This window comes from Undibacterium sp. KW1 (genome assembly GCF_009937955.1).
GTDB lineage: Bacteria > Pseudomonadota > Gammaproteobacteria > Burkholderiales > Burkholderiaceae_D > Undibacterium.
This window is the reverse complement of sequence record NZ_AP018439.1, coordinates 4,173,145-4,199,955: the sequence shown is the minus strand read 5'-3', so window position 1 is coordinate 4,199,955 and position 26,811 is coordinate 4,173,145. Positions and strand designations below refer to the sequence as shown.

23 protein-coding genes and 1 pseudogene are annotated in these 26,811 nt (G+C 50.6%); 7 read left to right on the top strand and 17 right to left on the bottom strand.

What is annotated here, in order from left to right; translation table 11 throughout:
- Positions 1-300 precede the first annotated feature (300 nt).
- From UNDKW_RS18760 to UNDKW_RS18750, 3 genes are all read left to right on the top strand, one after another.
- Positions 301-1,179, top strand: coding sequence for an HlyC/CorC family transporter (locus UNDKW_RS18760; protein ID WP_162059935.1), 879 nt, complete (start codon positions 301-303; stop codon positions 1,177-1,179).
- 16 nt (positions 1,180-1,195) lie between these two features.
- Complete coding sequence (lnt, locus tag UNDKW_RS18755; RefSeq protein ID WP_232063045.1) at positions 1,196-2,743, top strand: apolipoprotein N-acyltransferase; 1,548 nt, start codon at positions 1,196-1,198, stop codon at positions 2,741-2,743.
- Between the two features lie 123 nt (positions 2,744-2,866).
- Entirely contained in the window at positions 2,867-3,640 is a 774-nt protein-coding gene (locus tag UNDKW_RS18750) for an alpha/beta hydrolase (protein ID WP_162059933.1), read from the top strand.
- A gap of 335 nt (positions 3,641-3,975) precedes the next feature.
- On the opposite strand, the gene UNDKW_RS18745 is transcribed toward UNDKW_RS18750, so the two are convergent.
- The 7 genes from UNDKW_RS18745 to UNDKW_RS18715 form a co-directional block, all read right to left on the bottom strand.
- The gene (locus UNDKW_RS18745; protein WP_162059932.1) at positions 3,976-5,145 is read right to left on the bottom strand and encodes a restriction endonuclease; all 1,170 of its coding nucleotides are present in this window, start codon (positions 5,143-5,145) and stop codon (positions 3,976-3,978) included.
- A gap of 76 nt (positions 5,146-5,221) precedes the next feature.
- Complete coding sequence (locus tag UNDKW_RS18740) at positions 5,222-6,355, bottom strand: hypothetical protein (RefSeq protein ID WP_162059931.1); 1,134 nt, start codon at positions 6,353-6,355, stop codon at positions 5,222-5,224.
- A complete protein-coding gene (locus UNDKW_RS18735) occupies positions 6,352-6,852 on the bottom strand; it encodes a DUF4365 domain-containing protein (protein ID WP_162059930.1) in 501 nt (166 codons plus the stop codon). The genes UNDKW_RS18740 and UNDKW_RS18735 overlap by 4 nt, the downstream gene beginning before the upstream one ends.
- A 34-nt stretch (positions 6,853-6,886) precedes the next feature.
- Positions 6,887-7,679, bottom strand: a protein-coding gene (locus UNDKW_RS18730; RefSeq protein ID WP_162059447.1) for an IS5 family transposase whose coding sequence is annotated in 2 segments (ribosomal slippage) — positions 6,887-7,415 and positions 7,414-7,679 — 795 coding nt in all. Because the reading frame shifts where the segments join, the coding sequence is not laid out codon by codon here.
- A gap of 254 nt (positions 7,680-7,933) precedes the next feature.
- Positions 7,934-8,170 carry a DUF4209 domain-containing protein gene (locus tag UNDKW_RS31190; RefSeq protein WP_162062022.1) on the bottom strand — a complete coding sequence of 79 codons (237 nt, stop codon included), beginning with the start codon at positions 8,168-8,170 and terminating at the stop codon, positions 7,934-7,936.
- Positions 8,171-8,458: 288 nt separating this feature from the next.
- The gene (locus UNDKW_RS18720) at positions 8,459-9,220 is read right to left on the bottom strand and encodes an abortive infection system antitoxin AbiGi family protein (protein ID WP_162059929.1); all 762 of its coding nucleotides are present in this window, start codon (positions 9,218-9,220) and stop codon (positions 8,459-8,461) included.
- A gap of 105 nt (positions 9,221-9,325) precedes the next feature.
- Positions 9,326-11,116, bottom strand: a complete 1,791-nt coding sequence (locus tag UNDKW_RS18715) for a S1/P1 nuclease (protein WP_162059928.1) — start codon at positions 11,114-11,116, stop codon at positions 9,326-9,328.
- A gap of 297 nt (positions 11,117-11,413) precedes the next feature.
- Between UNDKW_RS18715 and UNDKW_RS18710 the strand changes: the two are divergent.
- Positions 11,414-12,164, top strand: a pseudogene (locus UNDKW_RS18710) (IS5 family transposase).
- 247 nt (positions 12,165-12,411) lie between these two features.
- On the opposite strand, the gene UNDKW_RS18705 reads toward UNDKW_RS18710, so the two are convergent.
- From UNDKW_RS18705 to UNDKW_RS18675, 7 genes are all read right to left on the bottom strand, one after another.
- Positions 12,412-12,789, bottom strand: coding sequence for a hypothetical protein (locus UNDKW_RS18705; RefSeq protein WP_162059927.1), 378 nt, complete (start codon positions 12,787-12,789; stop codon positions 12,412-12,414).
- A 138-nt stretch (positions 12,790-12,927) separates the two neighbouring features.
- Positions 12,928-14,235 carry an amidohydrolase family protein gene (locus UNDKW_RS18700; protein WP_162059926.1) on the bottom strand — a complete coding sequence of 436 codons (1,308 nt, stop codon included), beginning with the start codon at positions 14,233-14,235 and terminating at the stop codon, positions 12,928-12,930.
- Between the two features lie 257 nt (positions 14,236-14,492).
- On the bottom strand, positions 14,493-16,244 hold the full coding sequence (locus tag UNDKW_RS31000; protein ID WP_197892929.1) for a methyl-accepting chemotaxis protein: 1,752 nt from the start codon (positions 16,242-16,244) through the stop codon (positions 14,493-14,495).
- A gap of 53 nt (positions 16,245-16,297) precedes the next feature.
- Positions 16,298-16,807 (bottom strand): chemotaxis protein CheW, encoded by a 510-nt coding sequence (locus UNDKW_RS18690; RefSeq protein WP_162059925.1) that lies wholly within the window; start codon positions 16,805-16,807, stop codon positions 16,298-16,300.
- A gap of 397 nt (positions 16,808-17,204) precedes the next feature.
- Complete coding sequence (locus tag UNDKW_RS18685; protein WP_162059924.1) at positions 17,205-17,534, bottom strand: DHCW motif cupin fold protein; 330 nt, start codon at positions 17,532-17,534, stop codon at positions 17,205-17,207.
- Positions 17,535-17,570: 36 nt separating this feature from the next.
- Positions 17,571-18,212, bottom strand: a complete 642-nt coding sequence (locus UNDKW_RS18680; protein WP_162059923.1) for a Vat family streptogramin A O-acetyltransferase — start codon at positions 18,210-18,212, stop codon at positions 17,571-17,573.
- 59 nt (positions 18,213-18,271) lie between these two features.
- The gene (locus UNDKW_RS18675) at positions 18,272-18,865 is read right to left on the bottom strand and encodes a purine phosphorylase (protein WP_162059922.1); all 594 of its coding nucleotides are present in this window, start codon (positions 18,863-18,865) and stop codon (positions 18,272-18,274) included.
- Positions 18,866-19,207: 342 nt separating this feature from the next.
- Here UNDKW_RS18675 and UNDKW_RS18670 point away from each other — a divergent pair, with 342 nt between their 5' ends.
- The gene (locus UNDKW_RS18670; protein ID WP_162059921.1) at positions 19,208-20,956 is read left to right on the top strand and encodes a DUF4214 domain-containing protein; all 1,749 of its coding nucleotides are present in this window, start codon (positions 19,208-19,210) and stop codon (positions 20,954-20,956) included.
- Positions 20,957-21,026: 70 nt separating this feature from the next.
- On the opposite strand, the gene UNDKW_RS18665 is transcribed toward UNDKW_RS18670, so the two are convergent.
- Positions 21,027-21,608, bottom strand: coding sequence for an RDD family protein (locus UNDKW_RS18665; RefSeq protein ID WP_162059920.1), 582 nt, complete (start codon positions 21,606-21,608; stop codon positions 21,027-21,029).
- A 500-nt stretch (positions 21,609-22,108) separates the two neighbouring features.
- Here UNDKW_RS18665 and tnpA point away from each other — a divergent pair, with 500 nt between their 5' ends.
- The gene (gene tnpA / locus UNDKW_RS18660) at positions 22,109-22,540 is read left to right on the top strand and encodes an IS200/IS605 family transposase (protein ID WP_162059919.1); all 432 of its coding nucleotides are present in this window, start codon (positions 22,109-22,111) and stop codon (positions 22,538-22,540) included.
- Positions 22,541-22,805: 265 nt separating this feature from the next.
- Entirely contained in the window at positions 22,806-24,767 is a 1,962-nt protein-coding gene (locus tag UNDKW_RS18655) for a methyl-accepting chemotaxis protein (RefSeq protein WP_174247608.1), read from the top strand.
- A 34-nt stretch (positions 24,768-24,801) separates the two neighbouring features.
- On the opposite strand, the gene UNDKW_RS18650 is transcribed toward UNDKW_RS18655, so the two are convergent.
- Together UNDKW_RS18650 and UNDKW_RS18645 are read right to left on the bottom strand one after the other, a co-directional pair.
- Positions 24,802-25,608, bottom strand: coding sequence for an alpha/beta fold hydrolase (locus UNDKW_RS18650; RefSeq protein WP_162059918.1), 807 nt, complete (start codon positions 25,606-25,608; stop codon positions 24,802-24,804).
- Between the two features lie 762 nt (positions 25,609-26,370).
- Positions 26,371-26,763 carry a hypothetical protein gene (locus UNDKW_RS18645; RefSeq protein WP_162059917.1) on the bottom strand — a complete coding sequence of 131 codons (393 nt, stop codon included), beginning with the start codon at positions 26,761-26,763 and terminating at the stop codon, positions 26,371-26,373.
- Positions 26,764-26,811 lie beyond the last annotated feature (48 nt).

Here is a 26,811-nt window from a genome sequence, read left to right as displayed (position 1 = left end):
CACCAGCATAAGTTGTCGAAAAACCAAAGGCAATTGTTTTTTTAATCTTTTATTGTCGTTGGGTTAATTGATGTTTTTGCACCACGGCAGCTAGTTTGTCAGCCGCCTGATGTGCCTAAAACGTGATCCACAGTCAGGTCGCTAATATGACAGTGGGATGACAAACGGTGTTTTTCGCGGGTTTTGGTCTGCGCTTGCGCATGTTTTGCTGTAGTTTTTGTAACTGCCGATATCAAAATTTGGGAAACCACTCCCATTTGTTGTATTCTGTAGGATTGAAACAACGGCGTTACGCCTATTATGCAAGAGCACTCTAGTAAGGTCAGACCATCTGACCTTAAACCCCACAGGTCATTGTTTGAACGATTGACCGCCCTGATTTCTCCTGAACCTGAAAACCGCGCAGAGCTGCTCGAAGTATTGCACGACGCGCAAGAACGCAACCTCATCGATGCTGATGCACTGGCAATGATAGAAGGCGTGTTCCAGGTATCCGACTTGTGCGCACGCGATATCATGGTGCCGCGCGCGCAAATGGACGTCATCGACATTTCCAACCCCATAGAAGAATGGATGCCAGAAGTGCTGGAGACAGCGCATTCCCGCTTTCCTGCCGTTGATGGTGACCGTGACAAGGTGGTTGGTATCCTGCTCGCCAAGGATTTGCTGCGCTACTACGCCTCAGACGCTTTTGATGTGCGTGACATGCTGCGCCCGGTCATCTATATCCCGGAATCAAAGCGCCTGAATATCCTGCTGCGCGATTTTCGCGCCAACCGTAATCATATTGCCATGGTGGTCGATGAATATGGCGGTGTCTCCGGCTTGATTACTATTGAAGACGTCCTCGAGCAAATCGTCGGTGACATCGAAGATGAATACGATTTCGAGGAAGAAGAAGACAATATCCTGGCGCTGGAAAGCAAGGGGAATGGCAAGCGCTGGCGCATCAAGGGCCTGACCGATCTTGAGCAGTTCAATAACACGCTGGGTACGACGCTGGGCTCAGACCATGCTGAAACCATAGGCGCTTACGTGGCCGACTATATGGGCGAGTTGCCACACATGGGCGACGAATTTTCTATCGGCAACCTCTACTTTGAAGTCTTGCGCGCCGATGCGCGTGAAGTGCAGATGCTGATGGTAGAACAGCGACCTACCGTGCGGTCCGATGATTAAGGCTGTGCGGTCTTTATTGTCTTCCCTTTCTGTACGTTCATCCTTCCTGCTGGCACTGGTAGCAGGGGGGCTGAATGTATTGTCGTTTGCCCCCTTTCATTTCTGGCCTGTACAGATACTCAGTCTGGTACTCTTGTTCAGCCAGGTTTTGCGTGAAGGCGATGCCGCCATCAGCCGCAAGCGCGCAGGCTGGCTGGCCTGGGCCTATGGCCTTGGCTGGCTGACTGCCAGCACCAGCTGGCTGATATATGCGATGACGGTGTTTGGCGGCTTGCCAGGCGTCTTGTCTCTGCTGGCGTTGATGTTCCTGACTGGTGCGTTGTCCATATACCTGGCGGCCGCCGCCTGGGGCACACGCTGGCTGCAACAACGCTGGAAGATTTCGGCGACCGTCGCTGGCCTGCTGGTCTTGCCTGCTTTGTTTACCATCGCCGAGTGGCTGCGCATCTGCTTCCTGACGGGTTTCCCCTGGACTATCTCAGGCTATGCCCACACTCATAGCCCGCTCGCCGGTTTTGCACCTGTCATCGGCGTGCTCGGCCTGTGCTGGCTCAATGCGCTGCTGGCCGGGGCGTTTGCCCTGTTATTGGTCAGTGCTGGCAGCCGCCAGCAAAAAATGGCGCTGCCTGCCCTGATCGTGCTGGTATTTGCCGCTGGCTTTGGCCTGCAACAAATCAGCTGGACCAGGCCACAAGGCCAGCCCATACAGGTGCGCCTGTTGCAGGGCAATGTTGCGCAAGACATGAAGTTCAGCCAGGAACATCTGAATGACTCGCTGGCGCTGTACCACGACATGATCACGCAAACCCCGGCTGATCTCATCGTCACGCCCGAGACAGCATTGCCCATGCTGACTTCGCAACTGCCGCCAGACTATCTGCCCATCCTCAATACCTTTGCCCAGGACAGTGCCAGCACCGTCATCCTCGGCGTAGGCGTGCACGATGGTGCTGACAAATATTCAAACAGCGTACTCGGCATGTCACGCCAGTATGCCCAGCCTTACCGTTACGACAAACACCACCTCGTACCTTTTGGCGAATTCATCCCGCCGGGATTCCGCTGGTTTGTGAACATGATGTCCATCCCCATGGGCGAGTTCTCCACCTCTGGCCCGATACAGCCTGCGATGAAAGTCTCAGGCCAGTGGGTCATGCCAAATATCTGCTATGAAGATTTGTTTGGTGAAGAAATTGCTGCGCAACTGTCGGCCCAGCACGCCGCAGGCCAGCCGGTTGCCAGCATCTTGCTGAATGCATCCAACCTGGCCTGGTATGGCAATTCCTTCGCCATCCCCCAGCATTTGCAAATATCCCAAATGCGCGTGCTCGAAACTGGCCGCCCCATGCTGCGCGCCACCAATACCGGTGCCACCGCTGTCATCGTGCCAGGTGGTGTGGTCGAGCAGTTATTGCCCGAGAATACCCGCGCCGTGCTGGCCGCAAACGTGCAGGGCTATACCGGCATGACGCCTTACATTCTCATCGGCAACCTCGGTGCTCTGGGCTTGTCTGCAATGGGAATATTGCTGGCGTTTGTGCTGGGGCGCAGGGCAGGAAAATAGACGGCTTGTAGCATTCTCTGTAGGAGTGGCTAAAGCCGCTCCTGCAAAGAGTGACAGCCAGTGGCAGGTACAATGAGCGCATTGTACTTCTCCCGTTCTACATAAATCATTGCAGGAACCACTATGACAGAAGACCTCTCCATTCTGACCCGCAAGGGCACTCCACCTGACCACAACCTGATCTATGGCAGTCATGCCGACCAGGTAGCCGATATACGTTATGGCAGTGACGGTGCACGGCGTCCACTGCTCATGCTGATACACGGCGGTTTCTGGAAACCAGAATACGACAGGCAGCACACCGAGGCGATGTCCAGCGCACTGGCCGCTGAAGGCTGGACCGTAGTCACACCAGAATATCGCCGCATCCCCGGTAATCCTGACGCCAGCCTCGAAGATATCGCCAGCGCGATAGAAATGCTGCCACACCAGGTGGCGCGACACAACGGCAAGATCATATTGGCCGGGCATTCTGCCGGTGGCCATCTCGTGCTGTGGGCCGCCGTCAAATGTGCAACGCCCGCACTCGCCGGTGTACTTGCGCTGGCACCCGCCGCCGACCTGCGCATGGCCCATGATTTGAAACTGGGTGATGGTGCGGTGTTGAAGTTTTTAGGCAAAAATCCGGCTGAACGCCCGGACGCCGACCCCATGCAGTTACCCGCACCCGCTGTGCCAGTGACGGTGCTACAAGGCAGCCTCGATAAAGTTGTGCCACCGGTCGTGCCTGAAACTTACTGCAAGGCTTTCCCCAAAACGCAATTGGTATTGCTGCCTGACGCCGGGCATTTTGCTGTGATTGATCCACAAAGCAATGCCTGGCCTGCAGTCTTGTCGGCCTTGCGTGGTTTGTGCATGTACCGGACTAGTGTGACCATTAGATCCATTAGCGGTTGACCAGGCATTCTGTTTAGCATTGACCAGGTATTTAATTTTGAAAAAATTAGACGGATGTTGACTATTTTGGTACCACGAGGAAATCAAAAGTTGTCATTCAATTAGGCATCGAATCCCATCAAGACTTTCCTATTAATGCGCATTTAATTTAAGCAAGCAGCATTTATCATCAAATAGCTTTGACGTTTTTCTTAAATAGCATGAACTTCACCACTGGTGGCATGCGCAACGCAGCCATTTTAATGGGTATAAAATTCCTTGCGCAAACTCCTAATTGCCCCAGAATTTAGGCAACGATAGCCACCGCGTAGCCGATCGATGCGGATTTTTGCAGGTCAACGAAACGCAATTCGCCATTCAGAAAGCAAGAGCCAGTTGTCCGGAATACGTTCTGATGATCCGTCCAAGGAAAGGCGTTCTTCGATTTTGGCGAGAGCCCTTGGCAATACGATCTGAGACCTGAGCGATGGCGGTAGCTCTCCTATCGAATCCATTGAAATCGAGCGATCGAACTTCTTGCGACGCGCATCGTTCAATTCATTGACACTTTCATAGAGTGCGGGCGGATACCAGACTCTGATGCGGTCATCCGAAAGCTGATTCATATCGCCCGGCGGCCAGAGGTCTAGTTCATTGTGTTTACCGGAGAAGCCTTCGTTCAGTTGTTGCTCCACAAAACAACGAATGATCGTCGCTTGCTCGTCCTGCCAAACTTCGAACCAGTCTTGAACACTTGGGGTCGTGAAGAAAAAGCGGAGCGCAGTCGCAATACGTACCTCTTTCTTGCGCAGCTTTAAAAGCTTGGTCCTGAGATATATTCTCTTTTTTCGCTTGGAATTAGTCAGCGAGCCGACTTCGACCCGTTTAATCTCTTCGGCCAACTCATCGCTCTCGAGTTGCCTGACTACGACGTGGCCTTTAGGCCAATCTTGGTAGTCGAGTAGGAGTTCACTAACGACGATGTCAAGGGCTTCCTCCGTTAGTTGTAGCTTCCCGTCCTTTACGAAAAAGGAAGCGAGAAGCGGAGATTGCGTAGATCCATCAGTTGCCCCGAAGTGTTTGTCGGCTACGACCTTGTTGAGTGTGACCCGACGCGATAGTTCACACCAGCCGAACACTACTATTTCGAATAGTCCTTCCTTCCGGTGTTTTTCGTTTAATTCACGCACATGTTTCTGAATTGCCGCGTCGTCTGGAGCCGTCGTCAGAATGTAGAACTTCTGGAGTTTCGGCTTGAAGTTCTTCGCTTCTGTGACCTCGTCGTCGATCTCCTTTGTTGTTATTTTCTTTACAGGCCACCCTGTGCGTCGCTTGCATTGGAGTCCAACCTGATACAAAGATCCTTGGCGCGCGACGATATCCACACCGTTCTGCGCTTGGCCGGCCCTGCCATGTCGAACGAGGTTGGGATCGCCCCACATAATCTGAAACAGATCAGCGAATAGCTCTTCAAAGTGCTCCCAAGTCTTCGGCGGTGCATACTCTAAATAGACGTATCCAGTCATTCAGTGGTCTCGCGTTGCAAATTGATCGCGATTCTCCGCGATCCATCATGTGGTTAAGGGTCGGCAAAGCCTGTTCCTAGAACAAGTCCTCGTTCTCAATGACACCGAAGTTCACTGGGTTAAGTAGTTGGGCAGACTTGCTCTTTATGTGCACATCCCCATCAACTCTTACAAGCTTTGAATTGTCATGGGCAAGCACTGCCATATGGTAATCGTCACCTGCCAATTCGACACGAACCTTTCGTTCAATTTCACCCAATGTTGAATCAATGACGATAGTTCCAGATGTTTCATCTTTCGGCCGGCTCAGTTTCGTGATGTACCCAATTAGCCTACATTGTGTAAGTACATAGTCGTCTTTGTAATAATCAGATACCTTTTCCAGCAACTCCACGTGGCGGCTAGCAAACGTAAATTTCCTTGGTTCACTTTCGAACATCGGAACTGAAGCGCTGGTAACAGTGATTTCAAATTCGCGATGGTGCTTTTCGCCGCTAAAACCTAAGAGGGCATCACACATGTTTGAGCTTGCGCCTGATCGTACAGCAGCATCAAATGTTCTGAGATCTCCACCCTCTTCGTATGCGGCGCTTGCTAACTCAAGCGCTTCAAGGCTCGTTACAAGGTTTCGCGTAACCACCTGTCCTAGCGGTACAGCCTCCGCAGTGCTGGCGTTCACATCTGTGACTTGTTGGGCCGGTGCGATGATATTGACGATGTAGCTTCCGACTTCAGTTTGCCCAAGCAAAAGCGTATCAAGATATTCCTTTGCTTCCTTAGGTACGGCCCCCGTGAATTGCTTCCTTTTTGCATACACCGACTGAGCAGCAGCTGACAGCAATTCCTTTGCCTTCGCAATCAACAGCACTCCATCGTTGATTGGGATCGTGCCATCAGACGTGTCATCGTGGACGATCCGAACCGTGATTACGTTCGAGAGAATTTGCCGGATATCTTTGATAACATCAGCTAAGTTGCGTTTCTCGTATACGGCAAGCGAGAGCAAGGCTTGCCGTATACGAGGCAAGTAGTCCTTAGCCGATATACAAGGAACGAGAACTTCGGAGTCATCATCGTCCCAGCGATGCCAGATTGTTGCGACACTTCGAATCTTGCCGTCCTCATGCCACTGCTTTGACCCCAGGTACGCGTGCAGTTGTTCTACTGTAATCTCGGGGTCTCGCCGATTCAGATGGTTACGGTCGATCATAACCACTCTCCTTGGCTTGCACGATTCATCATTTCACGCAAGGCTGTGCTTGTAAGTCGCTGGGCCAAAGGGATGGCAACAGTGATTTGTGCCTCATTCTCAGTTGGTGCTGCATCCCGCAATGAGAGCCAATAGCAGTTATTGAAGAGTGCAATATGATCTACAGTATGGTCGATCCATGCTTTGATTTCTGTTGGCACCAACAGGACCGCAAGATAGCGCGGGGATGCAAAATCTGAGCCACGGAGATCGTCATAATTTTTCCGCGAAAGAGGGAACTTGATCACATCTCCATCAACCAGATCTTGTGAAGTGCATTTCAATTGAAATTCGATCTGCGGACTACGCACAGGCTGCCCATGGTATCCCTTTCCTTTAAATGAAACGTCAATGCTGTCATCATCTACAACCGAATCAACTCGATTTAGACCCGCATGTGCAGCAAGCGCGCACATGTATGCGTAGTTGAACTGCTCCTTCTGCTTTTGTGGATCCATTCGTCTCTAAGAACCTGTTCGAGATCTTTTTTGATCACCCGCGCCGCAAGAGCAAAGTGAGAAATGCCAAATTAACGAATTGCAAGCTGGTATTTAATTGTCGCTCACAGTTTTTCCAAAGGCGATGGCATTTCTCAAGCCAGGCAAAAGAGCGTTCCACCACCCACCGCTGAGGCATGACACTAAAGGTGTGGAGTTCATTGCGCTTGGCAACTTGTACGGACGCCCCCAGAATTTGATGGACACCCTCAGCAAAAGGGCGTCCCGTATAACCACCATCGACGAGCACGCTGGCAACCTTGCCCAAGGAATGCTTGTGCTGCTCAAACGCTTCCAGTGCTCCCTTTCTATCCGTGATGTCGGCTGTTGTCACGGCAATGGCATGAGGTAGCCCCTCTGTGTCAACGGCAATATGGCGCTTGATTCCTGATATTTTCTTCCCTGCATCGTAGCCTTTGTGTTTTGCCGTATCCGTGTTTTTGACACTCTGGGCGTCAACAATCAAAAAGGTGCTGTGTACGTTCCGACCATGTTTGGTACGGGCCGCGCCAACCTGATTTTTTTAAAGCCTGCTCCAGCAGGCTTAACTCACTTCCCAACGGCTTCTCTTTCCATTGCTTAAAGTACGTGTACACCGTACTTTTAGGAGGAAAGTCGCTCGGTATCATGTCCCACTGGCAGCCACTTTTTAACACGTACAATACCGCGCAAAAAACATCATATAAATCCACTTGGCGCGGCTTGGTTTTCTTGCGTGCGCTCAGCAGAATATCTTCTATCTTTGCAAACTGTTCTCGACTTATGTCGCTTGGGTAGATTTTTCTCATCTAACCGAGTTTACGCAATATTCCTTTTGTTTACAATAAGATCTCGAACAGGTTCTAACATTTCTCGTTATTTGTTAAATTTTTGTCAAATTATATATTTGTAGTTTGCTTGCAGCAATCATTCTTAACGGTTATTGAAGCCAAAGATCTGTCACGCGATACGTGGTAGGCCAGTTCATCAATTGTCTCCTCATGCATGATTATGCACTTGGCCCACTCCGGGTGCATATTCTCATAAAAGTAGCCATGGATTCTTATGCAAAGTGGCCAGCGATTGGCACAATGAGGCAGCCACTCATTCTCATTTCAAGATAGCCACTGTTTCTCATGCAAAGTAGCCGCCTGCATGTATTGAATTGATCCAGCCTATAGACGGACTGTGCAGACTCGCATTCTCCGTAATCCAGTAGACCGTGGGCAAGCTGATTCCTAATGTTCAGTCCGAACGCGTTACAGAAAAGTGTCTTAACGGCGCAGACATGGCATTTAATTCCCCGTCTGCGTCAGATATTGCTTCCCGCCATCCGCTGGCTCGGAAATCTTCGATAATAGCAACTGTGTCCGTAGGAAATTTTTCTGTCATAGCACGAATATGAAAATTTTAAAAATCCTTGAGCCTAATGGCTCGCGCATTTATGTCATCTAAATGAAATAATCTCTCGTCTGCAATGAAGTCACAGGCGCTTGAATTCGATGAGAATTGATCATATTTCTCAACTGGATATTGTCTGGCAGAATCGAGAAAAATATGTGTATAGAGATACCGTAAAATTTGTCTATTACATGTCCGAAAAAATTTGGTCAGCAGTGACTATCCTTGCCAACATATGGTCTTTTTCACCAGTTTCGTAATTCTTTAATTTATGAATGTATTCTCGCAATCTTGCGGCATTTGACTCCTTCTTTACAATCAGATATTTGATATCCGCAGCTTTGAATCCAAGCTTATGCGAAGATATTTGTTCGTTCCAGGCAGCTTTTTTTTCAGGAGTATCAATCATGGAGATCGGTACGACCGGGAACAATAGTTTTGTAAAAAGTGGAAGGACATATCTCCATTCTCGTTCGTCTGCAAAAGTATATATGCCTCTATCTTGACCACCTCGAATAAGGTTTCCTTTGTAATTTTTAATATATCGCTGCACATTAAAAATTTTCATGTAGGTAGTGTCTAACATAGATAAATCGTTGGGCCAATTTGCTTTATCCAAAATATCAAAAAGTTCTTTTATGCCATCGATCAAGTGATTGGTAAATTCACTTTTTGGATTTACGTACGAGACAGGATTCAATCCTTCCCGCATTGCCCACTCCTTGGACATTCCTATACCGAAGTGACCATATTTATCCATATGATGTCGTAGCTCAGAAAGACGGAGATCACAAAAAGAAATCATAGGAACCGCAAATTCTTTGACCTCTATGTCAGTTTCGATCCTCTCTCTAGCCATAGAAGGCTTAAAAGTTTCCTGCAAAATGCCTTGCAATGAACTCTGTTGCCGCGTGAAATGAAACAGAATACTCGGATATTTCCCATTCATGTGATACCAATTTTTTTAAGAGGAGTATATAAATTATGCTTTCATTTCTAATGCATGTACCGGACTAACATGGCCAATTCACCATGCTCATAAAATTTGCCAACCTTATTTATTTGCCCTAGCCGCCTTGATCTCTAAACGAACAACTTCTAGGTCATTAAGAAACTCTGGATTCGCATGCAGTCTTCCATAAAGTGCAGCAGCTGCAATTCGACCCGCCGCTACGTCAGTGGGATAATGAAAACCACAGATAACACGACTGTTACCAAATTCAATGCCTCTCTCCGTTACAGAGTCCGATTGATCAGGATTCGTTTCATTCAATATCATACCGATCAACATTCCAAATAGTGCATGTGTAGATGGGTAAGAGCCACTTTCCTTTAAATGAAATGAATAGTCTGACTCTTTGTGGCCAGCCATGTCTTTAGGCTCTAAGCAGGAGGTTCTATCTTGAATCCGCTCTTCTACAAAAGGACGACACCTTCCATTTGCGGTGCCACAGTCCCATTTTTTAACAGGTGCAACTAATTTAGAAGCGTCACTCTGAATTCGAGTAATCATCATCATCAGTGTAGGCGCATTTTGATTGTCCAAGGTAACACCTATTGCTTCCTTAAATTGCCCCATCACTAGTGGTGGATCATAGACATCATCTTCCGCAGCGACTTGTCCACGTGGCGTCATTAACACGGCACGTGTCTTCTTAATTTGTTCAAAATCCGCCTGTTCCTCTAAACTGTTCTTTGCGGGCGGAGCAGGTAGCCATAGCGTAACATTTTGCATGTCGCTTGGAGACAGATATCCATTCTTACATGAGGACCACGCATTTGGAGTAATGTCTGTGCCAGAGGCACCAGGCCATATTGCTTTCAATATCCAGGCTAGTCTAGCGCCACCCTTGGCGAGTTGCTGCTGCTTTAAATCATTTGCCTTAGTAGTGTAGTTCGGGTCAACGACGGTGACGTCCCATTTATGCTCTTTATCATTTGCGACACCAGCGTATTTACTTTGCAGTACAAATCGCAGGCCACTAAAGACTTGCCGACTCATGCTGACACTCTCAGATGCCCATTCAATGGACCAATTTTCAGGGCTGCCCACTGTCCGCCCTACACATCTTGCAAGAGACAACAGTGCTGCTGCACGACTACCGCCGACACTGAGGTCAGGGCCAATAGAGTCCCACTCAGAATGAAGAGTTTTACTCGCGTCAAACAACTGATTTCCTCCGACAGTGTCATTACCCAATTTATATCCAACTAAATCAGGGTTAACTTCTTTGCCATTTTCGTCTAAGTATTCTGCGACAACATGCAGGGGTTGGTGAATATCACCGACATAATGGGCTAGAAGCATCAGGGCCTCTTTTTCATCTGCAAATACAAATGGAGGTGTCATTGTCTTCCCGCCGCTCCGCAAGTAAATAAATGCGGCCTGAATGGAATGAACAATATCAAATGAACTAGTCCCCACAAGTCCGTTTGTATATTTCGTATTGAATGTAGATACATCGGTATAGTGATATTGATTGTGGCAATGTTCCCGGCCATGGGCCTTGCCACATTGATCCCAGTTCATGGCAGCGAAGTTCTTAAATCTTGCTTTATCCTCTGGTGAGTCAAAAACAATACATTCAGGAAATTTAATCGGATCTGAGGCGTAATCAAAAACGCCGTTACTTGAACTCGTCCCTTTCGCACAATCTGCCCATACTGCAACGGTTTGCAAATTCAAATTTCCCAAGATACGTTTCACTTCGAGCTCGGCCTGGGAATTGACAATCAAGTTGTCTGCAATTGCCCCCACCTGTTTGTGACCATCGGGGCCGTAGGGAAAAGCAGAAAGAGGCACGCACATCAGTGCGATCATCAAAAAGTACTTAAACGCACCCATAGAATATCCCTTCATATTTATGTCATTGAGTTAGGCTACCAACAGGTTACGTACCCGTGTGACTTGCTATGTGCTTTTCGACGTAACTTAGCCTCTTGGCATATACCTGGCCGTACGTAACAATTTGAAAATACTAATTTAGCATGCATATATTGCCAAATAAGCATAAATAATTGATAATTTATGTTAATTTTTATTTTTACAACATTTTAGGGCGTGTTAACATATCTATTTTGCATGAGGGCTGTTAACTTTTCCGAAAATGTGTTTACATCCTTGAATTTGGGCGAATCAAGGATGTCGAGAATGTTGTTGCGTGACGATCAATGGGCAAGAATAGAGAGGCTGTTGCCTGGACGAACAGGAGGCGGAGGCAGGTCTGGTGGAAATGACAGGCTGTTTATTGAAGCAGTGTTGTGGATAGCCCGCACAGGTAGTCCGTGGCGAGATTTGCCGGTTGAGTTTGGCTACTGGAACACGGTCTATACGCGCTTTGCGCGGTGGTCTGAGCGAGATAGTTGGCAAAGTATTTTTTCTGTGTTGCGAGAAGAAGCTGATTTTGAAGAGGTGTGCCTTGATAGCACAGTGGTGAGAGCACACCAACACGCAGCGGGCGCTGCCCAAAAAAAGGAGAGCAAGCTCTTGGCCGTTCTCGCGGGGGATTGACTACTAAAATTGATGTATGTGTGGAAGGCTTGGCGGAAGAAGCCCGTTTCCTGCTTACTGGGGGCATTGTCATGATGTGACGCAAGCAGAGGCATTACTCAAAGACCTACAGCCAGGAGCAGTACTGGCAGACAAAGCTTATGATGCCAATGCTTTGATTGCGCGCATTCAAGAGAGAAATGCGAAGGTTGTGATCCCGTCAAAATCGAACCGGAAAGAGCCAAGAGAAATTGATGCTTTTCAGTATCGCAACCGCAATGTAATCGAACGTTTTTTTGCGAGAATCAAACAATTCAGACGAATTGCAACACGCTATGACAAGTTGGCTTCTCGCTTCGCCTCATTCTTCGCTATTGTGGCTTCTTTTGAATGGCTAAAATGATATGTCAACACGCCCTAGGTGACAATGTATTTACTGGCGCGAAGCATAAATACGATTACACTCAATTAATCGTACTTACCCGTTTGTCCGGCTTATCTCAAAACGCAATTGGTGTTTATTCGAGAGGAAGAGCATATTTTTACAGTTTCGTACGTGCCTTGTAATACACCGAATCTATGCGAAAGCGATAGGTAAGCAATAAATCGTCGATTGCATCCCGTCTCGACGATATTGCTTATTTATGTATTTACTTATTCCCCTGCACCATCTGCGCATCAATATCCGCCAGGCATTCAATACCACGCTGGGTGATGGTCATTTTGCCGGTTTCGGCATTGACTTCCACATGCGCTTTCTTGCCGAGGAAGGTGGCTACCGGGCCGGGGAGGGTGGTGTCCGGGTCATTGGCAATGGCGCGCAGGCCGTCTATGCATTGTTTGATGAACAGGGTTTGCCTGCCTGCATCGGTCAGTTCCAGCGTGCCGTCTTTGCGGTAAGTCATGAACTTGATGCCGCACAGGCGCTTGGCGTTGCGGCTGATGCAGGCATTTGGTTTGGTGTTGCGCGGCAGCTTGCTTAATTGCTCCAGTGCGTCGTATTCATCTATGCTGAGTTTTTGATTCATTGCTGCTTTCTACATTGGTATTGATGAAAACTAAACCTGGCTACGGATAGCCATGTTTGGTTTTTTTAGATTTTCTTCAGTCTTTTTCTGTGACTCTGTGACTCTGTGGTGAGAGGTTTTTCTTCGTAATAACTAATTCTATTTATAAACCTTGCCACCCTTCATGACGAAATTCACTTTCGTCAGGCTCGTTACATCTGCCAGCGGGTCTGTATCAACGGCGATGATGTCGGCAAACTTGCCAACCTTGATGCTGCCGACTTTTTCTTTCAGACCCAGCAAATCTGCGGCACTGATGGTGGCTGCCTGTATGGCCTGCATGGGTGTCATGCCGTACTTGACCATGTAATAAAATTGCTTGCCATTGTCACCATGCGGATAGACGCCAGCGTCTGAACCGAAGGCCATGCGGGCACCACCTTGCAGGGCAGCGCGGAAGTTATCACGCTGTTTTTGGCCTATCTCTTTTTCCTTGGCGAGGGATTCTGGCAAAAAGCCTGCTTTTTCGCCTTCACCAAGAATATAGTCGTCATTATAAATGTCCATGACCAGCCATGTACCATGTTCTTTGGCGAGTTTGATGCCTTCTTCATCAATCAGGCTGCTGTGTTCGACAGAATCGACCCCTGCGCGGATGGCATCAGCAATGCCGCTGGCGCCATGGGCATGGGCAGCGACCTTGCGGCCCAGTTTGTGGGCTTCCTGCACGATGGCCTGCATTTCTTCGAGCGTGTATTGTTGTGCTCCGGGGGAGTCACCTTTGGATAATACGCCGCCAGTGGCGCAGATTTTGATGACATCGGCACCATACTTGGCCATTTCACGCACCTTGGTGCGCGCTGCCCAGGGGCCGTCGGCCACGCCCTTGCCGGTGTCATTGTAGTCGGGTGGCAGCAGGTTATTGTCGCAATGGCCACCTTTGATGCCTATCGCATAACCAGCCGCCATGATGCGCGGGCCGGGAAAGTCGCCATCATTGATGGCATCACGCAGGGCCACGTCAGAAAAGCCTTCAGAGCCTACGTCGCGCACGGTGGTGAAGCCAGCGCGCAGGGTATCGCGTGCGGCCCGTACACCATACAGGGCGGAGCGTATTGTTGATGTCCCCAAAGAGCTGTAGCCATGCAGGTGCGGGTTGCTGGTCAGGTGGGTATGGGCATCGATGAGGCCGGGCAAGACGGTCGATTTGGACAGGTCGATGAGTTTCGCAGAAGCGGGGACGGGTGTGCCAGCTATGGGGGTGATGGCGATGATGCGTTCGCCCTGAACGACGATGAGCTGGTCGCGCAAGACTTTGCCGGTTTCTACATCCAGCAGACGGCCAGCCTTGATGGCGATGGTGTCCAGCGTTGTTCCTTTGTCGTCAGCATGCACGAAGTTGCTGCCCAGGCAAAGGCTGGTAAAGAGTATGGTGTGAACGAGACTGCGCGTTTTGTTTTTATACATGCCATGTTCCCGGATGGTGGATAGAGTGCGAAAAGATCAGCGAAATAGTGCAAAATGGTAGCCAAGTTGTACCTGAATGGCACCTGAATAGTCGCTGTGAATATAGCATAGCCTCACTCTGGTTGGTACAAATCCGGCCTGCTGCGCTTGGCATGGCGGTGCTGCCAATTGCCTGTCGCTGGCGTTTGTGCAACAAAAAAGCCAGGCGGTGCCTGGCTGGTTTTATGCAAAATAGAGTGCTTATTAGTGTGCTTAAATTAGAACTCTACCCATTCTCCGGTACTTGCGCTGGCACTGGCGAATTGTCTTTTGGGCTGTACCTTCACCGCACTTGCCAGTCTTTTGATGTTCATGGCGTTTGGAGCGTTGTGTCTAACGGTTTTTATTTGTGGCTGCACCGTTGCTGGTTTGATAGCCTGCCGTGCTGTTTCCATTACAGTGCTCAGATTGGCCTGCACTGATTCTGCGCCTAGTTTGAAACCAGCGACCAGTTGCGACAGATTGCTGGCCTGGTGTTGCATGGATTCAGCCGCTGCGGCAGATTCTTCCACCAGCGAGGCATTTTGCTGGGTGACTTCGTCCATCTGGGTAATTGCCTGATTAATCTGTTCTATGCCTGTGCTTTGTTCATTGCTGGCTGCGCTGATTTCAGCAATCACATCAGTCACACGGCGTACGCTTTGTACGACTTCGTCCATGGTGGCACCTGCCTGGTCAACCAGTCTCGTGCCTGCACCGACTTTTTCTACCGAGTCACTGATCAGGGTCTTGATTTCCTTTGCCGCTGCGGCAGAGCGTTGTGCCAGGTTACGCACTTCACTCGCGACTACTGCAAATCCGCGACCCTGTTCACCGGCACGGGCTGCTTCGACGGCGGCGTTGAGCGCCAGGATATTGGTCTGGAAAGCGATGCCATCAATGACGCCGATGATATCAACAATCTTTTTGGATGAGTCATTGATGGACACCATGGTTTGTACGACCTGCGCCACAACATCACCACCTTTTTGTGCAACGTCAGAGGCTGACACTGCCAACTGGTTGGCTTGTCTTGCATTGTCGGCATTTTGTTTGACGGTGGAAGTCAGCTCTTCCATGGACGAGGCAGTTTCTTCCAGCGAGCCTGCCTGTTCTTCCGTGCGGGAAGACAAGTCCATATTGCCAGCGGCGATCTGGCTGGATGCGGTAGCAATCGTGTCGGTGCCTGCACGTACTTCACCTACTATGCGTGCCAGGCTGTCATTCATGCCTTTAAGTGCCAATAGCAACTGACCAGTTTCGTCGGTGCTGGTCACTTGTATGTCTGATGACAAGTCACCGCCCGCCACCTTGTTGGCTAATTCAACGGCTTGTTTCATGGGGCGCGTGATCAGGCGTGTCGTTATGAATGCCAGCAAGCCGCTGATGATGATTGCTGCGATTGTTAAACCGACGATGAGCATTTCGGTTTGTGCCGCACTTACTTCTGCTTCTTTCGAAGATTGATCCATTAGGCTGGCTTGATAGCCGATCAGCTTGTCCAGGGCGTCAAAGTACTTTATTTGGACAGGACGTACTTCCTTGAGAAGCAGGCTAAGCGCCTCTTCTTTATTGCCCTCACGTGAAACTTGGACGAATTTTGTTCGCACTGCCAGGAATTCCTTGCGTGCGGCTTGCAATGCATCCAGGTCTTCGCGGGCGCGCTTTGAGGTGATAGTCTTATCCAGCGCTTCAACAGCTTTGGTAATATCAATTGCTGACTGATCCATGTTGGCATATTCGGCTTTGAGTGTCTCTGCATCTGTCATCAGCAGGATATTGCTCATGTTGCGCGCAGTCTCATTCAATTCATCCTTGATGATATGTGCCTGGACAGTCTTGGGATAGCGGTCCTTGTTCGTCAGATCCAGATCATTATTAAGCTCATCGACACACAGGTAGGCAATGATGGACATCAGCAACAGCAGCGAGACGATGATGCCAAAGCTAAGGCCAAGTTTTTGGCCGATTTTCAAATTCTTGATATTCATTTGTTACTCCGGTAAGGCAGTAATTTGTCAGTGTGCTTGGTAAGTGCGCGGGCTCAGGCTGCGGCTTCTTCAAGCAGATAAATGTCGTTAGTAGCGACCAGGCGGCTGATGTCTGTCAGCAAGATCATCCTGTCATCGAGCGTAGCGACACCAGCGAACCGGCAGGAATCATTGATGCTGACCAGTTGCGGTGCTGTCTGAATTTGATTTGCTTGCGGCGCAATGACATCAGAAACGCCATCGACGACGATACCTATCTGTCTGCCACCTATATTGACGACAACGACCACGGTGAACTGGTCGTAAAAGCGCACAGGCAAACCCAGCCTGAGGCGAAGATCGATGATGGGAATGATGTTGCCGCGCAGGTTGATGACACCCTTGATATAGTCTGGCGCATTGGCAATACTGGTCACTGCTTCGTAGCTGCGCAATTCCTGCACTATCTGTATGTCTATGCCGTATTCTTCCTGGCCCAGGGTGAATACCAGATATTCCTGCGCGCCATGCTCTGCACTTTGCAGCATGGTGGTGGATTGTTCGTTGTGTGTTGTTGTGGACATGATGCTTCCTTTCGTTTGAACCACGTGCTGTATGCCTGCAGAGACCTGGTCTCGGACTATGGGCAAACAGAATAAAAAATACGGGATTTACAACGCGGCGGATTTGGGCCGTTAGTGGGTGCTTCTTTCGTTGCGGGGGATGGGCAACGGAGGTGATGAAAATTCAGGAAAAAACAACAGCATTCTTGCTCGTTATTTTTTACTTGATTTCAAGTGTTGAAGCTCAGACAGAAGGATAAGCTAAAATTTTCCCTGTGGAAATGTTTTTGCGTCAGATTTAACAATCTCATACAGATATGCAGCAAATGCAAGAATCCTGTGCGTTTGCAAGCAATGTGCCTGAAATGGCTGGGGCGAAACCGCAAGCAGACCAGCGTTGCGGTTTCAGATCGCAAGCCTAATCGACGATAAACAACTTTGCCCCTGTTGCTGTCGATGAACGGTGCGCCTCTGCGCCGTCAGCTACCTGATAACTCATGCCTGCCTTCAGGGTCAGCACGCGGCCATCGTCGAGTTCGGTTAGCATTTCACCTTCGAGGCAGAGCAGGATATGCCCCTTGCTGCACCAGTGGTCAGCCAGGTAGCCGGCTGTGTATTCGACCATGCGTACGCGGATATCGCCAAACTTGCAGGTACGCCAATAGGCCTTGCCGGTGATGCCGGGATGCTCGGTTTTTTCTATGGCAGACCAGTCTGTCGTGCCAAAAGGGATGTCAGTAATTTTCATGTTTTTGGATCTAAAAGTAAATTGAGATAAGCGCCGTTATTCAGCCAGTGCGCTGGCTTTGAGTGCGCCGATGTCGCCCGCAATAATCACGCTGATGTAGCGGCTGATTTTTTCTACCGACCAGTCCCACCAGGCGATCTGCTCCAGGGTATCGATGACATCCGGCGTAAAGCGCTGGCGTATGGGTTTAGCCGGGTTGCCGCCGACGATGGTATAGGCGGGTACATCGGCAACCACGACGGAGCGTGAAGAAATGATGGCACCATTACCTATCTTTACACCCGGCATGATGAGTGCTTCATACCCTATCCAGACATCGTTGCCGATGATGGTGTCGCCTTTGTAGGGGAGGGACTCAAGATCCATCGGTGTTTTTTCCCAGCCATTGCCAAAAATCTGGAAAGGGTAGGTGGAGATGCCTGCCATATTGTGGTTGGCCCCGTTCATGATGAACTTGACACCCCGCGCCAGCGCACAGAATTTGCCGATGATGAGCTTGTCCCCGATGAAGGGGAAATGGTAGAGCACATTGCGCTCGAAGTTTTCAGCATCTTCCGGGTCATCATAATAGGTGTAGTCACCGATGCTGATATTGGGGTTGCTGACGGTATTCTGGATATAGCAAACCTGGGGGAAGCCCTGCATGGGGTGAGGGTTTTTGGGGTCGGGTCCGTGCATAAAATTCAGTGTAGATTCTGTGTCGGCTTGGTGCTGGTTCAGTGTGGCTCAATGCTATTTCAGTGCTGTATGTCATCCAGCAGGTGATGCAGGGCCGCAGTCATGGCTTTGATCGAGCCCTGCATGTCCCATTCATCATTATCAACATTGACGAAGTTGGATATCGCCCGCAACTCCAGGAAGGGCTGTTCTTCCTGCAAACAGGTATAGAAGAAGGCTGCACCTTCCATGTTTTCAAGATCGACAAATTCTGTATCGACATAGTGGGCCATCGCGGCATTCAGGGACATGCTGCGTGCCCGGGCGAACTCTGTGCCTGCCGGGATGAAGGGGCAGCTCAGAGTATGGCGGCGTTCAAATTCCATGTCTATGGGCAGGTGGGCGAGATGGGTAAAACCATCGGGTGTGAAAAAGCCGAGGTCGCCTTCGACTTCGCTTTCCACCAGCGCCACGTCACCGACCTTGAAGCTGGAATGGGGATAAGCCCCGGCGATGCCTGCCATGATGAGCATGTCGGGTTCATATTCATAGATTGCCCGCAGGGTTGCGTGGGCAGTCGCAGTGAGCCCTACGCCAGAGACGATGGTGATGATGCCTTCGCGCTGAAACAGGCTGGCTTCTGTCTGGGTGGGGAAGAGGACGGCGATTTTCATGATGTCTGGCTTTCTGCTCTTTTGCTACCGGGCCTGGGCTGACTAGTGAATGACTTGCAGGATGTTTTGTATTTTATCAATTAAAGACACCGAAAATGGGAACTGGCGGGTTTTTTAATGCCTGTTGCATGAATTGCTGCGAAATTTTTTGGCATATACTGCATAAATAGGGGTTTTTCCGCTTGGCAAGAACCCTGAGTTTGTCTTATCCGCTAGCCCGGACATGGGATAGACACTGAAACTTTGAGAAAGTTTGCCGTAAAGTAGTGAACTGCTACCCCCGACAGGGCATGCTTGCTGTTTCTTTCGTGATTATTTGCTGCAATAAATGCAGGTGCAACGATGGCCAAAACCAATAAAGAATTCGTCACAGGTTTGTTCCAGATACTCTGGGACAAGCAACCCGATCAACAGACCGTGGATTTGTATGCGTCCCGTCTTGACTCTGGTTTGCTCACCCGCGCCGGGGTGGAATACAGCTTTTTGATTGCGCCTGAGTATAGCCCGGTTGCTGAGCAGATTGTGCGGCTCTACCTCGCTGCCTTCAACCGCATACCGGATACCGATGGTTTTACCTTCTGGATGGGCGTACACAGGAATGGCGGCAGCAATAGCCAGATAGCCCAGGTGTTTGCACAATCAGAAGAGTTTGTCAGCAAATACGGCGCAAACTTGTCAAACAGCCAGTTCCTCGACCTGATTTACCAGAACGTGCTTGGCCGCAGCGCTGATGCGGCAGGCCGCGATTACTGGGTTGGGCAAATGAACAATGGCATGGCACGTGGTGAAATCGTCAACCAGTTTGCCCAGTCGCAAGAGTTCAAGATAGCTGCCTCGACCAAGGTGTATGCCAGCGTGGTGTATACCACGCTGATAGGGCGCATGCCAACGGCGGCTGAGGCTGCAGCTGCCCCTACCAATGTCGAGCAACTGGTCTTGAAAGTGGCGCAGGCGTCTGAAGTGACGCCCACCATAGGCAGTATCAGTTATTCGGCCCCTGCTTTTGTTGAGCAACAGCTCAATGATGGCAGCATCACCAGCAGTATTATCCTCACCCTGACTGGCGACACCTTCAAGGGTAATGTCGGCACATCCCTGGGCAAGATCACCAATGTACCCACAGGCCTGACCGGCACCCTGGTCAAGACCACCGACACCACTGCCACCTTGACCCTGAGCGGCAAGGCCACGGCCAATGCCAGTATCAACAATATCGCGAATCTGACGGTGACGCTGGACAATACCTCTTTCACCGGTGGCAAGGTTGCCAATATCATCAATGCAGTCAAGTCTGACTTGCAGATCAATTACATCGATATCCCGCTTAATGAAACCAATCACTTGCTCAGTGGCAAGGGCGCGCTGACCACGCCACTGGTGGTGGATCTGGGACAGGATCTGCTGACGCTGGACGGCAAACCGCTGGCCTTGCTCAGTGGTGATATCAAGAAGGTTGATTATGTCGATCTGAGCCTGATTGCAGCGCCTGCCAGCAGTACCGGCACCACCACCGGTTCATCCGCAGGCAAGGTGACGGTGACCACCACCATCAAGGGTGATGAAGCGAATAATCTGCTGGTTGGCTCGAATTACCCTAATTTTTTCAATGGCGGCGGCGGCATCGACACCATGCAGGGTGGTATCGGGGTTGATACCTATGCTTTTGGCATTACCCCGGTTGCCAATGGTGTGGATACCATCACCAATTTCACCATAGGCAAGGGCGGTGATGTATTGAATTTCTCCGCCTTCCTGAACAAGACCGGCACGACCAAGATTGCCGCCGTCAATGCAGCAGCAACGACCCCAAAAGCCTGGGCCAATGGCGACGTGCTGACGGTGCAGGGCAATGCACTCGATACGACAAAGATTGCCGCCCTGTTTGGTACCGGCAAGGCCTTCACCGGCCCTACTGTTGCCAGCAAGATGGTCATCATTACCGCCGACATCATAGGCGACGCCAGCATCTGGTATGTGATCAACCAGCTTGATGTCAACAACATCACGCCGGATGAGATCGTGCTGGTGGGGGTATTGAAGAATGTCAATAACCTGAGCCTGGTCGGCTTTGATGCGACAAACTTTTTGTGATGCGCGGATGGATGTAAAGGGAGATGTGACGGCGGGATGTGATAGAGGAGGCGGCTGGTCAGGCAGTCGCTTATTCCCTGACTACCCTGGTGCCAGCCAGCATATCGCCCAGACGAGAGCGCTTGCTGCCCAGGGCGAACAACCAATCGACCACCGTCAGCGCAAGAATATTGCGCACAAAGGATTGCGTGAGGTTGCAGGGCTCCTCAGTGTCACGCTGTAGCACACGTATGCCCATGATGCGCTTGCCCAGGCTTTGCCCATCAAAGCCATCCTTGAACAAGAGGTAAAGCGTCCACAATATCAGGATGGCGCGGTTGGTCTGCTTGAACAGATTGGGCATGGCGAAGGTGATCAGCAAACCCAGTAGCGCCAGCAGCAGGGCGATGCCTATCACATCAATAAGCTGGGCGGCCAGGCGATGTGACATATAGGCCAGCTTGTCATCAGCAGGTTTTTGCTGCCCGGCACTTTTCAGGTATTGCTGGCGGTGTTCCCTGAAGGCATTGATATCCACACCGCGTACCGAGAGTATCGATTCCACCGCAGCATATTCATGCTCAGCCAGATCAGGCTTGATACCCAGGGCGAGCAAGTCTCCCGTCTCTCTTGACGCATAGCTGTCATGTAATGGTGTGAGTAGCGCTTTCATTCTTGCAATTCAAAACCCAGAATAGAGGAAGCCACGCTGAAGCATAGCGTATTAATCAGGCAAGATTTGCCAAAAATTGTTGCAACATATTACGACGCGAGATGAAACTGCATTTGCCCGCAAATAAGTACACAGACAAGGCATGTGCAAATGCAGCGAATCCGCAAGAAGCTGAAGATACCAGTCACCCGGCCAGAAATCAAAACCTTGCAGAAGGCCTGTCATCTGCAAAGCGATAGCAATATGATGACCTGTTGCTACACGGCAGGGATGTGCCCTACAAGAAAGGCAATGCGCCCATAGGTAAAACAACATGCGTGTAAATATTTAACAATTTCAGGTGACGTGTTTATATTAATGATATTAATTGTCGGCAACGTCGTCAATTTGCAACTAAATAAATAAGGTAATCCCCGGCTCTGCCGGGGGACTCCTCAAGGTTTGACCTATACGGCGGTCGGTTTGAAACTTCTATCTCTACCAAAAGAAGGAGTTTCAAGATGAAAGAGTATCAAAGTTTGAGTCATACGAGGTGGGATTGTAAGTACCATATAGTGTTCATTCCGAAATGCCGAAAGAAGTTGATCTATGGGGCATTGAGAAAGCATCTTGGGGAAATATTTCGGGAGTTGGCCAAGCAAAGGGAATGCAGCGTAGTTGAAGGTCACTTAATGATTGACCATGTTCATATGTGTTTGAGCGTTCCGCCAAAGTATTCAGTGGCAAACGTTGTGGGATTCATGAAAGGCAAGAGTGCAATTTCGATAGCCAGACACTTTGGTGGGAGGCAAAGGAATTTCACAGGAGAAGTATTTTGGGCAAGAGGTTACTTTGTCTCAACGGTGGGACTAGATGAAGAAGTGGTTCGAGCTTACATCCGAAATCAAGAGCAGGAAGATGAGCGTTACGACCAAATGAAATTGGGACTGTAGCCGCCTTTAGGCGGTTCAAGGGTTACCAGCGCCTTTGAGGCGCCCCAGCAATAAACCTCCGGCTTTGCCGGAGGTAATTTAATTGGTGAGACTTGTGGGCTGATATGGTCGTTGCAATAAAAAAACGATTCCTGAAAAAATGATTTCCAGCCTGGCTACAACAGAAGGCCGGGTTTGTCAGATGACTGCATGACAAAATCAATGCTATGCTGCAAAAGCTGTTGCTACAGAATATTCCGCCTTTTGTCATCAATGGAGAACCGGTATGTTTTTTTCGTCGCTGCGCAGAAAACTCATCAGCATTTGTGTATCCATCGTAGTCATTGCCATGCTGGCCATGGTGGTGGCAAATTTCTTTACCACGCGCTCGCGCACCATGGATGCACTCAACAGCCAGTTGCTGCAACTGTCTGAAAGCCATGCAACAGCCATTACGGAATGGGTCAAATCCAAGCAGGCAGCAGTCGCCTCGCTGAAGCTGGCGGCAGAATTGCCCGAACCCCTGGGGGCACTCAAGGCGGGTGAGCAGGCCGGTGTGTTTGACATGGCCTATATCGGTTTTGCCGACAAGCATGCGGTATTCTCGCAAGACCGCAAGCGTGCGGCCGATTATGACCCTACCGCACGCCCCTGGTATATCAAGGCCAGCGAAGCAGGCGGCCCCATCATTACCGCGCCCTATATCGGCGCCAGCACCGGCAAACTGGTGGTGACCTTTGCCGACCCCATAGGCGCTAAGGGCAGTATCAGCGCTGTGGCCGCCGCCGATGTCATGCTAGACGTAGTGACCAGCAATGTAGGCTCGATCAAACCTACACCTGCCAGCTTTGCGTTTTTGCTGGATGGCAGCGGCAAGATCATTGCTCACCCGAATGAGAAACTGACGCTGAAACCGCTCAGCGATCTCGATGCCAGCCTGACCACTCAGGTACTGAGTGCGACTGAAGCGTCCAAAACCAGTAGCACCGTGCACCTGAACGGCCGCGAGGGCATGCTGTTCGTCACTAAAATCGCTGGTACTGACTGGCTGCTGGCAACCGTGCTGGACAGGGCAGAGGCTACCCAGGCACTGACCGCCATGCTGACTACCTCGGCAGTCACCGCCATCATCGTGGTGGCCTTCGCCGCTCTGGTATTGACAGCACTGGTAGCCCAGGCCCTGAAGAAACTTGAACTGGTGCGCGATGCCATGGCAGACATTGCAACTGGCGAAGGTGACCTGACCCGTCGTCTGGCCGCTGATGGCAAGGATGAACTGGCGCAGATCAGCGAGGCCTTCAACCGCTTTGTCGACAAGATCGCGGCGGTGCTGATAGACATACGCGCCACCAGCGGCTCGGTCAGGCTGGCCTCTGGCGAGATTGCCGCAGGCAATGCTGACCTGTCTGCCCGCACTGAAAGCCAGGCCAGCTCACTCGAAGAAACTGCTTCTTCGATGGAAGAATTGACCTCTACCGTCAGGCAAAATGCCGACAATGCGCGCCAGGCCAATCAACTTGCTGCGTCTGCTGCCAATGTGGCAGGCAAGGGCGGTGAAGTGGTCTCGCAAGTCGTCTCTACCATGGTGTCGATCAAGGACAGCTCCAGCAAGATAGTTGATATCATCAGCGTCATTGATGGCATCGCCTTCCAGACCAATATCCTGGCTTTGAATGCAGCGGTAGAAGCAGCTCGTGCTGGCGAGCAGGGGCGTGGTTTTGCGGTGGTTGCATCCGAGGTGCGCAACCTGGCGCAACGCTCAGCCACTGCCGCGAAGGAAATCAAATCCCTCATTGATGACTCGGTAGGCAAGGTTGATTCCGGTGCACGCCTGGTCGATGAAGCAGGCCAGACCATGGGCGAGATTGTCACCTCGGTCAAGCAGGTGGCCGACATCATGAGTGAGATCACCGCCGCCAGCCAGGAACAAAGCTCAGGCATAGAAGAGGTCAACCGCGCCGTGACCCAGATGGATGAAATGACGCAGCAAAACGCTGCCCTCGTCGAAGAAGCCGCCGCTGCGGCTGAGAGCCTGCAGGAACAGGCCGAACACCTGTCGAAAATCATCAGCATGTTCAAGCTCGACGATGCCCAGGCAGCCACCAGCAAGCCACAGGCCAGTTCAGCAAGGGTCGCAACTGGACCAAAACCCGCCAACAGGTCTGTCACTGCTGTTAATAAGCCAGCACCAAGGGTGGGTGCACCCAAGACAGCGAGTAAGCCAGATGATGAGTGGGATGAATTTTAGGCGACGGTGTTGAGTGGCGGCTACGCTGTTTAACTTACTTTAAGCTGGCAAGGAACTGGCAGACTCTTTTTATCACCCAGTCTTCCTGTTCCCTGTGCGGCACATGGTGCGCGCCAGCGATGATCTCCAGTTGTGCAGGGCCAGTTGTCAGCCCGGCGATCTGCTCAGGGTGCGCGCTTGATCCATATTCGTCATGCTCACCATGCAATACCAGGGCAGGGCATCTTACCTGTGGCAGCACATCGCGCAGTGACCAATTGGCGAAGGCGGGCGACAGCCAGGTATTGATCCAGGCATTGAGCACCCATGCGGCCTTGTCGCCGTGGTAGCGGCGCAGGCGGTCTAATGCGCCTGGCTGCTGGAACTGCTGTTGCGCTTCGATAAGGCCAGCCCGTGTTTTGTCTTCGACCAGGGCCTGTGCAGATTCGGTGATCAGGGCATCGCAGATGTCGGCGTACAGAGCTGCAAAATGCACCGCCATGCCACCGCCTACGCTATGCCCCATGACCGCAAAGCGCTCAAAGCCAAAGTGGCTTTGCAGAAGGGGCAAGGAAGTTGCCGCTTCCTGCGCGATAAAATCCAGGCTCAACACATCATCACGCGCATCCGATTGTCCAAAGCCCAGCCTGTCGTAAGCGATAACTTGCCTGCCGCCGTGCTCAGACAGCAGGGCGGGAAAGCTACGCCATAATGCTACGCAGCCCAGGGAATCATGCAGTAGCAAAATCGGCGGCTTGTTGTCATGGCCTTCATTGTTTGTCGGCTGCCAGCTACAGGCATACAGTTGGCCTGCTTCGGTGTTTATCCAGTGCTCAGTTGATCTTATTTTTTCATCTCTCATTATTGCTGATCTTTCATGTCTCAGACCTTGCCACACAATCGACCGGGCTAGTGATCGAATTGCTTAGCCTGCTGTCTGAATGATAAAGCAAGGGCAGGCGGGCAAATTGGGAATGTATAATTGTAGCCATGCAGGGAAACTGATCTTGCCAAACCGCGAATACATGGTATGCGCCATTTAGAACTCATTTCATCAATAGGGTGAGGTGCGTTTGCCTCATAACGTGGGCTGGCAAGATGGACGAGGCAGTCAATAGCTTTGCCGATTGACAACGAGTCCAACGCAGTCCAGCACGCGTTATGAGGCAAACCCTTCGGGAACTGACGATTTGGGCGCATTGCTGCGTTGCGTCCTTTGCTAAGGCATGAGCCTTAGCTGCACAGGGTACACACCTAAGGCCTTGCACTGCATCCCAAATCGCCTTGTTCGCACTCATCCTATTGATGAAATGAGTTCTAGCCAATTCAAATATGCTCAAACGACATCTTTGCCCGCAATGTCGCGCTGACTTGCAATTGACCCCTCCCGTGTTAACCAGACATCGCTGGTATAAACTGGTCCGGCGGGTGAGCTATGACTGCCCATCCTGCCAAGCTGTGCTTGAGCGCCGTTTCAGTGAGATTGATATGGGCTTTGCTTCGGCATTGTCCCTGGGCATGGCTGGTGCTCTGTGGGGGCCTGGCAAACCTTTATTGCTGGTGGTCGTCTTGGCTTTTGGCCTTAGGTTGATTGCAGGGCGTCTTTGCTCTGTTTACGTACTCGCTAATAAGCAGAGATAGCACATTTTGTTGTGCTGTTATTGGCCGGTGGCGACCCGGCTGGCGCGCATAGCTCCCTGCGTATCTCCAGGGCCATTGCACCAGCACCCCTGCCTGTGCCGCGATTGTGTTCGCAAATATTGGTTTGCGCAGTCACGTCAAGCCAGGCTTCTATGGAACTGATTAGCTGGTGTTGCTGGCTGGTTTCAATTTCAAACTCGATGAATTTTTCTTGCTGGTTCAATATTGTGCCCATCACTGTGTCTCGCATCCACGGCAAATCAGCGACAAGATCCATGATGATGCTATTGCCCCAGTCTATGCCGTGGGCAAGCCCGGCATCATGCAAGGCCTTGGGAAGTGCATGTGCGCGCCAATAGGTGGCTGTTGTTTTCAAACCACATTCGCTCAATCTGTTTTGTTCCTGGACATTGAGCTGTCTCTT